Annotated in this window: 9 protein-coding genes and 1 tRNA gene; 2 read left to right on the top strand and 8 right to left on the bottom strand. The window is 60.8% G+C overall.

Features of this window, described 5'->3' with window-relative positions; translation table 11 throughout:
* Positions 1 to 140 precede the first annotated feature (140 nt).
* The 8 genes from mqo to dapA form a co-directional block, all read right to left on the bottom strand.
* On the bottom strand, positions 141 to 1,778 hold the full coding sequence (gene mqo, locus ACO6VM_RS27115) for a malate dehydrogenase (quinone) (protein WP_401056627.1): 1,638 nt from the start codon (positions 1,776 to 1,778) through the stop codon (positions 141 to 143).
* Between the two features lie 346 nt (positions 1,779 to 2,124).
* On the bottom strand, positions 2,125 to 2,316 hold the full coding sequence (locus tag ACO6VM_RS27120) for a YhfL family protein (protein ID WP_194790177.1): 192 nt from the start codon (positions 2,314 to 2,316) through the stop codon (positions 2,125 to 2,127).
* Positions 2,317 to 2,687: 371 nt separating this feature from the next.
* Positions 2,688 to 4,271: a methyl-accepting chemotaxis protein gene (locus ACO6VM_RS27125; protein WP_401056783.1), complete on the bottom strand. Its 1,584-nt coding sequence runs from the start codon at positions 4,269 to 4,271 to the stop codon at positions 2,688 to 2,690.
* 504 nt (positions 4,272 to 4,775) lie between these two features.
* A tRNA-Ser gene (locus tag ACO6VM_RS27130) sits at positions 4,776 to 4,865 on the bottom strand.
* 92 nt (positions 4,866 to 4,957) lie between these two features.
* The gene (purC, locus tag ACO6VM_RS27135) at positions 4,958 to 5,668 is read right to left on the bottom strand and encodes a phosphoribosylaminoimidazolesuccinocarboxamide synthase (protein WP_008097517.1); all 711 of its coding nucleotides are present in this window, start codon (positions 5,666 to 5,668) and stop codon (positions 4,958 to 4,960) included.
* Between the two features lie 29 nt (positions 5,669 to 5,697).
* Entirely contained in the window at positions 5,698 to 6,456 is a 759-nt protein-coding gene (locus ACO6VM_RS27140; protein WP_347148577.1) for an MBL fold metallo-hydrolase, read from the bottom strand.
* Complete coding sequence (gene bamC / locus ACO6VM_RS27145; protein ID WP_401056629.1) at positions 6,457 to 7,572, bottom strand: outer membrane protein assembly factor BamC; 1,116 nt, start codon at positions 7,570 to 7,572, stop codon at positions 6,457 to 6,459. It lies immediately after the preceding gene.
* Between the two features lie 17 nt (positions 7,573 to 7,589).
* Entirely contained in the window at positions 7,590 to 8,477 is an 888-nt protein-coding gene (gene dapA, locus ACO6VM_RS27150; protein WP_390967969.1) for a 4-hydroxy-tetrahydrodipicolinate synthase, read from the bottom strand.
* Between the two features lie 260 nt (positions 8,478 to 8,737).
* Here dapA and ACO6VM_RS27155 point away from each other — a divergent pair, with 260 nt between their 5' ends.
* Positions 8,738 to 9,298, top strand: coding sequence for a glycine cleavage system protein R (locus tag ACO6VM_RS27155; RefSeq protein ID WP_110992325.1), 561 nt, complete (start codon positions 8,738 to 8,740; stop codon positions 9,296 to 9,298).
* Between the two features lie 10 nt (positions 9,299 to 9,308).
* Positions 9,309 to 9,782, top strand: coding sequence for a peroxiredoxin (locus ACO6VM_RS27160; protein WP_125859645.1), 474 nt, complete (start codon positions 9,309 to 9,311; stop codon positions 9,780 to 9,782).
* Positions 9,783 to 9,798 lie beyond the last annotated feature (16 nt).

Genomic DNA, 9,798 nt, shown 5'->3' on the forward strand with positions numbered 1-9,798 from the left:
GCCAGCCTGAGCTAACAGCATCGCGGGGCAAGCCCGCTCCCACGACCGTGTACGAATTTGCAGGCAAAAAAAAACACGAGGCCGCCAGGGGCGACGCTCGTGGTTGGTGTTGCCGGGTTTCCCCGGCAAGCAGCAGGGCCTTACAGGGCCATGTCGTTAGCAGGCTTGCTCTCGACCGCTGCGGCTGGCGCAACGCTGGTGCCGACGCTCTGGTCGATCACTGGCGGCTTCTCCAGCTGCAGTACTTCGGCGGTGTAGTTCCACTCTTTCTGGGTGGCAGCTGCCGAATCGTTCAGCTTGGTACCGTAGCTCGGGACGATCTCCTTGATCTTGGCCTGCCACTCAGGGGTAGCCACCTTTTCCTTGAACACGGTCTGCAGCACGTTGAGCATGATCGGCGCGGCAGTCGATGCACCTGGGGAGGCGCCCAGCAGGCCGGCGATGGTGCGGTCTTCGGAGGCAACCACTTCGGTGCCCAGCTTCAGCACGCCGCCCTTCTCTTCGTCACGCTTGATGATCTGCACGCGCTGACCGGCCTGCCACAGGCGCCAGTCTTCTTTCTTGGCGTTCGGGAAGTAGGTGCGCAGGGCTTCGAAGCGGTCATCATCCGACAGCATCAGTTGGCCGGCGAGGTACTCGACCAGCGGGTACTGTTCGATACCGACCTTGGTCATCGGCCACACGTTGTGCATCGTGGTGCTGCCCAGCAGGTCCAGGTACGAGCCGTTCTTCAGGAACTTGGTCGAGAAGGTGGCGAATGGCCCGAACAGGATGACGCGCTTGCCGTCCAGAACGCGGGTGTCCAGGTGCGGTACCGACATGGGTGGCGCGCCGGTCGAAGCGATGCCGTAGGCCTTGGCCATGTGCTGCATGGCAACGGTCGGGTTCTCGGTCACCAGGAACGAACCGCCCACCGGGAAGCCTGCGTATTCCTTGGCTTCCGGGATGCCCGACTTCTGCAGCAGCTTCAGCGCGCCGCCGCCGGCACCGATGAACAGGAACTTGGCGTCGGTAGCCGATTCGGTACCGTCCTTCAGGTTCTTGTACTCGACGTGCCAGGAGCCGTCCGCATTGCGGGTGATGTCCTGCACTTCGCTGGACAGCTTGAGGTCGAAGTTCTCTTTGGTCTTCAGGTGGCCAACGAACTGGCGGGTGATCTCGCCGAAGTTGACGTCGGTGCCGATCGGCGTCCAGGTCACGGCCAGCTTCTGGTTCGGGTCACGCCCTTCCATCATCAGCGGGACCCACTTGGCGATCTGCGCGTGGTCTTCGGAGTACTGCATCGGGCGGAACAGCGGGCTGGTCTGCAGCGCGTCGTAACGCTTCTTCAGGAACTTGATGTTGTCATCGCCCCAGACAAAGCTCATGTGCGGGGTAGTGTTGATGAACGAGTGCGGGTTCTTCAGCACGCCCTGGCGCACCTGCCAGGCCCAGAACTGGCGGGAGATCTGGAACGACTCGTTGATCTCGATGGCCTTGGTGATGTTGACGTTGCCGTCTTTGTCTTCCGGGGTGTAGTTCAGCTCGGCCAGCGCGGAGTGGCCGGTACCGGCGTTGTTCCAGCCGTTGGAGCTTTCTTCGGCGACGCCGTCCAGGCGCTCGACCATTTCCATCGACCAGCTCGGTTCCAGCTCGTTGAGCCAGACGGCCAGGGTGGAGCTCATGATGCCGCCGCCAACCAGCAGCACGTCAACTTTTTTGGTCTCGGCTGCGTGCGCTTGCATGAAGCTCGCTGCAACAGCCAGACCCAGCAAGGTCTTGCCAGCTTTCTTGAACATTGATCAATTCCAGTGTGTAGAACGGAGGGTGGGCCTGTGGCTGGCCCAGGTGTTCCATGTTCTTCAGCGCAGGCTTGTTGTGATCATTGTTCAGCAGCCAGAGAGCATTGGACGCGCCAGCCTTTGGTCGGATTGACCGACAAGGCTGAAACGATTTACGGATTGTATCTGAATTGCCAGCACAAACAAATTGCGGGGCAAGCTGCAAGGCGGTGGGTTGTCACGCGACAAGGTGCCACGCCCCAGTGGGCAATGGCGGGCGGCCAAAAACAAAAACCCCCAGCCACATCCATGGCCGGGGGTCTTGGATCAGGTCGCAAACGACCCGATCAGCGTACTACCAAGATTACTGCTGCTGAGGCAGTTTATCGATCGCGCCGCAGCCGCCGATGATCTTGGAGATGGAAACCGATGGGTGGAACAGGTAGTCGTACGAGCAGTTCTTAGGCTGGTTGTAGACTTGACCGGTGCAGCCGGACAGCAGGGCAACGCCCGAAACGAGAGCAACGGCAACAGTAGCTTTGATCAGCTTTTTCATAAAAAATCCTTTAGTCCATGATCCGCCATCATTCTGATGGCCGCCGGATGATACGGGAAAACTTGCCCGAGTAGAAGCCAGATAGTGCATTCGTACTAACTGCCCTGCTCGCCAGCAAGTTTCACGGCTGCGAATAATCCATGTTCAAGCAGCGCATTATTGCGAACGCACAGCGCACTGCATGTAATGAATTCAGTACCTTTGGGAATGAACTCGACCCTGCTCTGCCGATGATTTGGCGATAATCGCTAAACACCTGAATGCTCTGGGTAAAACAAGGTAAATGCTCTACCGATTGTGCTGCACTCCACCTGCCCCCATGAAAGATAAGCCCGCACAACCGCCAGTTGCACGGACCTTCGATCACCTGATCAGAGCTTGAACTGGCCCACCAACGTTTGCAGTTCTGCCCCCAGGCGGGCCAACTTGACGCTGGATGCCGCTGTTTCCTCACTGGCCGCTGCAGTCTGTTCCGAGACTTCGCGCACATTGAGCACGCTGCGATTGATTTCCTCGGCCACAGCGCTTTGCTGCTCCGAAGCGGTGGCAATTTGCAGGTTCATCGATTCGATGGTGGCCACCGAACGGCTGATACTCATCAATGAAGTACCCGCCCGGCGCGTCAGCTCTACGCTGTTGCTGGTCAGTTCGCGGCTGCGCTCCAGAATATCGCCCACTTGCTGCGTACCACGGTGCAGGCCGCCAATCAGCCCTTCGATTTCTTCGGTGGAAGTCTGAGTGCGCTGCGCCAGGCTGCGAACTTCATCGGCGACTACCGCAAAACCACGGCCGGCCTCACCGGCACGTGCAGCTTCGATGGCTGCGTTCAAGGCCAGCAGGTTGGTCTGCTGGGCGACCGACTTGATCACATCCAGCACCGTGCCGATCTTGTCGCTCTCACGCTTGAGTTCGGCCATGGCTTGCGTCGAGTGCCCCACCTCGGAGTCCAGGTGGGTAATCTGCTCGATGGCCTGATTGACCACCACGTCACTTTCGCGCGCTTCCTGGCTGGCATTGACCGCCGCAGTCGATGCCTGCTCGGCACTGCGCGCCACATCCTGTACGGTCGAGGCCATCTCGTTCATGGCCGTCGCCACCTGATCGGTTTCGACCTTCTGGCTGCTGACCCCTGCGCTGGTCTGCTCGGTCACGGTGGACAATTCCTCGGCTGCACTGGCGATCTGCACCACACCGTCACGCAATCCACCGATAAGACCACGCAGATTCAGGGTCATGCGCTGCATGCTGGCTTGCAGTTCACCCAGCTCATCTCGTCGGGATACCTGGATATCCTGGCTCAAATTGCCATTGGCGACCCGCTCGACGCTCTGCAGCACCTCTTTCAAAGGCACGACGATCAGGCGGGTGATCGACCAGGCGGCCAGCACTCCGAGCATCAGCGCCAGCACAGCCGCGACGATCAACCGCTGGATGAAAGACTGCACTTCGTTGTCACGCTTGCTCGACTGGCTGTCCGATAACTGCCCGAACGCCTCGAGCAGGCTCTTCAGGTTGGCCTCCAGGGCATCGAGGGCCTGGGCCGCCTGGGCATCGTTGTGCCCGTCGATGGCGCGGGCATAGTCCTGAAAATGGGCGCGGTAAAGTTCGACGGCGCTACTTGCCTGCTTGGTCCAGCGCAAGTCGTTCGGATCACTGAGCAGTTTGGCGAGCGTATCCACCCGAAGATTGAGTTCATCGAGCGCCTTGACCAAGAGCGTTGCTTGCGCGGCACCAGGAGAGACTGTGTAGTTCAGGCGTGCAATGCGAACCTCGCGTGCCTCTTCATTGACCTTGGCGATACTGCTGAGTTTGGCACTGCGCTCGCCCAGCCCCCTCAACCCTCCCCAACCAATGCCCGCGATAATGATGGTCAGCAATAAAACCAGTGCAAAGCCCAAGGTCAGTTTCGACCTCACACTCATATCGGCCAGCACCTTCACACTTGCATCGAACATCTGCACAGCCCTTATATCTATGTTCTTCAGACAACCATCGCCGGGTAATACCCGCAGCGGTTGCATGAGGTAGGGAATGCCGTCAGGTCCAACAGAAGTGACGGCGCAAGAGAAATAGAGCAAGGCCTGTACATGATGAATGCGCGCAATTCATGCGCCCTCGCAAACACAAAGGGAAAGCCTGAGCGGATTCGAAGGATTGAAACGACGCGACTCATAGCACTAAGCCATCATTCGCGGAGGAATATACATCTGAGAGGAATTTTCGACAACATAACACCATGCTATATGTGACCAATAGCACGCTTAGATTGTGAACAATATTAAGCTGGCGTCCGCCATCTCGCTGATGTGCCACCGCGCTTCCCAGGCAAACCGCGTACTACCTGGCTGAGCGAGGGGCTGTCGTCGAAGCATGGCGAAGGGAGGTTGTGCTGACGGTGCCCGGAAACGACGAAGCCCCCGAAAACTCAACGTTTTCGGGGGCTTCGACTACTTCGCGTATGGCGGAGAGATAGGGATTTGAACCCTAGGTACTGTTGCCAGTACAACGGATTTCGAATCCGTCCCGTTCGACCACTCCGGCATCTCTCCAATGGCGCGCATCATACCAGCGATTTAGATTCTGGCAAACCTTTTTTTGAAAAAAAATCGCGTGGTATCAGGCGCTTGCGTGAACGAGCCGCTTACAGCGGCACGCCCAGGCGTTTTGCAACTTCTTCGTAGGCTTCGATCACATCACCCAGGCCCTGGCGGAAGCGGTCCTTGTCCATCTTCTTGCGGGTTTCTTTGTCCCACAGGCGGCAGCCGTCCGGGCTGAACTCGTCGCCCAGGACGATCTGGCCGTGGAACACGCCGAACTCCAGCTTGAAGTCGACCAGCAGCAGGCCTGCGTCATCGAACAGCTTGTTCAGCACTTCGTTGACCTTCAACGACAGCTTCTTCATCTCGACCAGCTGCTCGGCGGTGCCCCAGCCGAACGCGACAACGTGGGATTCGTTGATGAAGGGGTCGCCCTTCTCGTCGTTCTTGAGGAACAGTTCGAAGGTGGACGGCTCGAGCTTGATGCCCTCTTCCACGCCCAGGCGCTTGACCAGGCTGCCGGCGGCGTAGTTGCGCACCACGCACTCGACCGGAATCATGTCGAGCTTCTTGACCAGGCACTCGTTATCACCCAGCAGTTTGTCGAACTGAGTCGGCACGCCGGCTTCTTCGAGCTTCTGCATGATGAAGGCGTTGAACTTGTTGTTCACCATGCCTTTACGGTCGAGCTGCTCGATGCGCTTGCCGTCGAACGCCGAAGTGTCGTTACGGAACAGCAGGATCAAGCGATCGGCGTCATCGGTCTTGTAAACCGATTTGGCCTTGCCACGGTAGAGTTCTTCGCGTTTTTCCATGATGGGCTCCGCTTGCTTGAGTAGGTGGGCTAGGCGATCAGGCGCCAGTCGAGCCCATGGTCTTGATTAGCCACCTGGAGCCAGTCCGGGTCGCACCCGAGGGCGTCGACGAAGCACTGGCGGGCCAGGTGTGGCTGGTTGTTCTTGCTGCTGAGGTGGGCCAGCACCAGGTGCTGAAGGTTCTGCCAGCCCAACTCGGCCACCAGGCTTGCGGCCTGGTGGTTGTTCAGATGTCCTTGGCTGCCGCCGACCCGTCGCTTGAGGAACTGCGGGTAGTGCCCGCGTGCCAGCAGGTCACGGCAGTGGTTGGCCTCGATCAGCAGGGCGTCGAGGGCCTGGTAACGCTCCAGCAGGTACATGTCGTAACTGCCAAGGTCGGTCAGCATGCCGAAGCGCCGGCGACCATCGCTGATCACATACTGCAGTGGCTCGTAGGCATCATGCTCGACCCGTGCGGCGCTGACCTGCAGATCGCCGACCTGCAGTGTATCGCCACAGCTGAGAAACCCCGCGACCTCCACCGGCTTGCGCAGGCCACGCAGAGTGCCCTGGCTCATGTAGACCGGTACATTGTAGCGGCGCGCCAGCAAACCCACCCCATGCACATGGTCGGCATGTTCGTGGGTGACCAGCACCGCGCTCAGTTGCGTGGCCGACACCCCGAGCAGCGCCAGGCGCCGCTCGGTTTCCCGCAACGAGAAGCCGCAATCGACCAGGATGAGCGTGTCACCGCTGGCGATCAGCGTGCCGTTTCCCTGGCTACCGCTTCCAAGAACCGCGAAGCGCACTTAGCCCAGACGGTCCTGGATTGCGCTCAGCACGCGGCGGGCCACATCGGCCGGGGCCACGGTATTGATGTTCTTCTCGACGGTGACCTGGACGTTATCACCGACCTTGCTCAGGCGTACCTGATAACGCTCGGCACGGGCCTCACGCTCTTCCTTGCTCGGTTCGCTGCCGAACAGACGGCTGAGGAAGCCAGGTTCCTTGTGCTTGTCGTCCGGTTTTTCCGACAGGTTGATGTAGTACAGGCCCAGGCTGCGGTTGATGTCCTCGACGCGCCACTCGCCCTGCTCCAGGGCACGGCCCACGCCGGACCAGGCACGGTCGAGGTCGGAGCCCAGGTACAGCACCGGGTTGCCGCTGCCGTCCTCGCTGAGGCTGACCTGGCTCGGTGCATCAAAATCACGCGCGGCCAGCAGCGACACCGAACCGCCCTTCTCGGCGTTGCGGTTCATGCTGGCGAGCATTTCGTCGACCAGCAGCGCATCGGCGCCAGTGTTGCTCGAAGTGGACGGGAACTCGGGCTCGGCGGTGCTGCCTGCCGGGCGCTCGACGCTGACCACATACACTTCCGAGGTGTTGCGCTGCACGCCCGGTTCCATGCGCACCCGCACCCGAACTTCGCTGTCGGGGCTGCTGGAGGCGCTGGCCAGACGCTGGCCGAGCGACGCAGAGAGCTCGTCGAAACGCTGCCAGCTGGTGCTGAACTCACCGGTCTGCGGGCGCTCTTCGGCAATGCGGAAGCCGTTGTCTTCGAAGAACTGGTGGGTCACCGGCCAGACTTCGGCCGGCGAGCGCTGGGCCAGCACCCAGCGGCTGCTGCCACTGCGCTGCAGGCTGAAATCGCTGATGTCGGCGCTGGCCGACAGCGGTTGTGGGCGCGGCACTTCGAACTCGCCGGTGGCGTGATCGTCGGCAACGTTGCGCGGGATCGGCAGCAGCGGGTCCATGCGTTTGACGTTGCTGGCGTCCGGCGGCAGCTGCATCGGCGCGGTGGGCTGCGCCTGCAGGTAATCGCTGCCGCGGTCGCGGAAATAGCCATCCTCGCCCCACAGCCAGCCACAACCGCTGGTGCTGGAGATGATCAGGGCAAGGGTGGAAAGACCAGCCAGTCGCTTCATGCGGTGTACTTCCTCGATTAAACCAGTACGCCGGACTGGCGCAAGGCAGTACGGACTTTTTCGTGACAGCTGTCGCTCAGCCAGGTCAGCGGCAGGCGGATACCTTTGTGCATCAGGCCCATTTCAACGAGCGCCCACTTCACCGGGATCGGGTTGGCTTCGCAGAACAGGTCTTTGTGCAGCGGCATGAGTTTTTCGTTGATCGCGCGGGCCTTCTCGGCATTGCCCTCAAGGGCGGCCTCGCACAGGTCGGCCATTTCGCGCGGGGCGACGTTGGCGGTAACGGAGATGTTGCCCTTGCCGCCCATCAGGATCAGTTCGACGGCAGTCGGGTCGTCGCCGGACAGGACGACGAAGTCCTTGCTGACGCCATCCAGAATCTGCTTGGCACGCACCAGGTCGCCCGTGGCCTCCTTGATACCGATGATGTTCGGCACGGTCGACAGGCGGATCACGGTCTCGGCCTGCATGTCGCAGGAGGTGCGGCCGGGTACGTTATAGAGGATCTGCGGGATGTCGACGGCTTCGGCGATGTGCTTGAAGTGCTGGTACAGGCCTTCCTGGGTCGGCTTGTTGTAGTACGGGACTACCAGCAGGCAGGCATCGGCGCCGGCGTTCTTGGCGTTCTGCGTGAGGTGAACGGCTTCGGCAGTGGAGTTGGCACCGGTGCCGGCGATGACCGGGATGCGCTTCTTGCTGTGCTTTACACGCTCGACCACGTGCTTGATGACCAGGATGTGTTCTTCTACATCCAGGGTGGCCGACTCACCGGTGGTGCCGACAGCGACGATCGCGTGGGTGCCATTTTCCAGGTGGAAGTCTACAAGTTTGTCGAGGCTGCCCCAATCAAGACGCCCTTGTGCATCCATGGGTGTGACCAATGCCACCATACTGCCCGCAATCATGTAACTGCTCCTGCCGGAAAAAGAGAGCGGTAATGGTACTGGGGGCATCGGCCTTGCACAAGCGAAGCAGGCGGGCGGAGCATTCCCCTTCGCGCCGCTTTTCGCTACCCTTGATCCTTTGATCGGTACAGCGCGGCCCGCCGGGCCGTCGACAGTGCTGCCGGCCTGTGTTCATCGCCATGAAACCGTGGCCGTGCCCCCACGCAAACAGCAGGCTTGTCCCGTCCTGTACCGACCGCTCATCGCTTTAGGAATGCTGCATGTCCACCCCCACCGTTCGCGAACAATTCCTCGTCATCAGCGCCCTGGGCCCCAACCCGATGGAGCTGGCCAATGTTCTGAGCCGCGCAGCTTTCGAAAACCGCTGCGCGGTCGTCACCTCGCGCCTGAGCCGCCATGGCGAAACCAGCGCCCTGGTATTGCAGGTCGGCGGCAGCTGGGATGCCCTGGCGCGTCTGGAGACCACACTGCCGGGCCTGGCCAAGAAACACGGCCTGACCCTGGACGTGGTGCGCAGCGCCGAGCAGGAAGTGCGCCCACAGGCCCTGCCTTATGTGGCCTATGTCAGCGCCGCCTATCGCCCGGACATCATCAACGAGCTGTGCCAGTTCTTCCTCGACCACCGCGTCGAGCTGGACGCGATGACCTGCGATACCTACCTGGCCCCGCAGACCGGCAGCAGCATGCTCAATGCCCAGTTCACCGTGATCCTGCCGGCCGGCACCCAGATCAGCTGGCTGCGCGACCAGTTCCTGGACTTTGCCGACGCCCTCAACCTGGACGCGCTGATCGAACCGTGGCGCCCACAGAACCCTGTCTAAGGAAGCCCTCATGGCCGTAGCACTCGACCAACCCGTTGCCGATTTCCAGGTCCAGGCCACCAGCGGCCAGGCCGTCAGCCTCGCCCAGCTCAAGGGCCAACAGGTGGTGCTGTACTTCTACCCCAAGGACAGCACCCCAGGCTGCACCACCGAAGGCCAGGGTTTCCGTGACCAGTACGCGGCGTTCCAGGCCGCCAATACCGTGGTATTCGGCGTATCGCGTGACGGCATCAAGTCGCACGAGAACTTCAAGGCCAAGCAAGCCTTCCCCTTCGAGCTGATCAGCGACAAGGACGAGGCGCTGTGCCAGTTGTTCGACGTGATCAAGCTGAAGAAGCTGTATGGCAAGGAGTACCTGGGTGTGGACCGCAGCACCTTCCTGATCGACAAGGACGGTGTGCTGCGCCAGGAATGGCGCGGGGTGAAGGTGCCGGGGCATGTGGATGCCGTGCTCGCGGCAGCCGAGGCCTTGAACAAGGCTTGATACCTGTGGGAGCGGG

It is taken from the genome of Pseudomonas sp. GZD-209 (assembly GCF_049310485.1).
In the GTDB taxonomy this organism is placed as follows: domain Bacteria; phylum Pseudomonadota; class Gammaproteobacteria; order Pseudomonadales; family Pseudomonadaceae; genus Aquipseudomonas; species Aquipseudomonas sichuanensis.

Bases quoted from the DNA above. Each gene is read 5' to 3' on its own strand.
- ACO6VM_RS27120 (WP_194790177.1), bottom strand. From the start codon at position 2,316: ATGAAAAAGCTGATCAAAGCTACTGTTGCCGTTGCTCTCGTTTCGGGC.
- mqo (WP_401056627.1), bottom strand. From the start codon at position 1,778: ATGTTCAAGAAAGCTGGCAAGACCTTGCTGGGTCTGGCTGTTGCAGCG.
- dapA (WP_390967969.1), bottom strand. From the start codon at position 8,477: ATGATTGCGGGCAGTATGGTGGCATTGGTCACACCCATGGATGCACAA.
- ACO6VM_RS27125 (WP_401056783.1), bottom strand. From the start codon at position 4,271: ATGTTCGATGCAAGTGTGAAGGTGCTGGCCGATATGAGTGTGAGGTCG.
- bamC (WP_401056629.1), bottom strand. From the start codon at position 7,572: ATGAAGCGACTGGCTGGTCTTTCCACCCTTGCCCTGATCATCTCCAGC.
- purC (WP_008097517.1), bottom strand. From the start codon at position 5,668: ATGGAAAAACGCGAAGAACTCTACCGTGGCAAGGCCAAATCGGTTTAC.
- ACO6VM_RS27160 (WP_125859645.1), top strand. From the start codon at position 9,309: ATGGCCGTAGCACTCGACCAACCCGTTGCCGATTTCCAGGTCCAGGCC.
- ACO6VM_RS27155 (WP_110992325.1), top strand. From the start codon at position 8,738: ATGTCCACCCCCACCGTTCGCGAACAATTCCTCGTCATCAGCGCCCTG.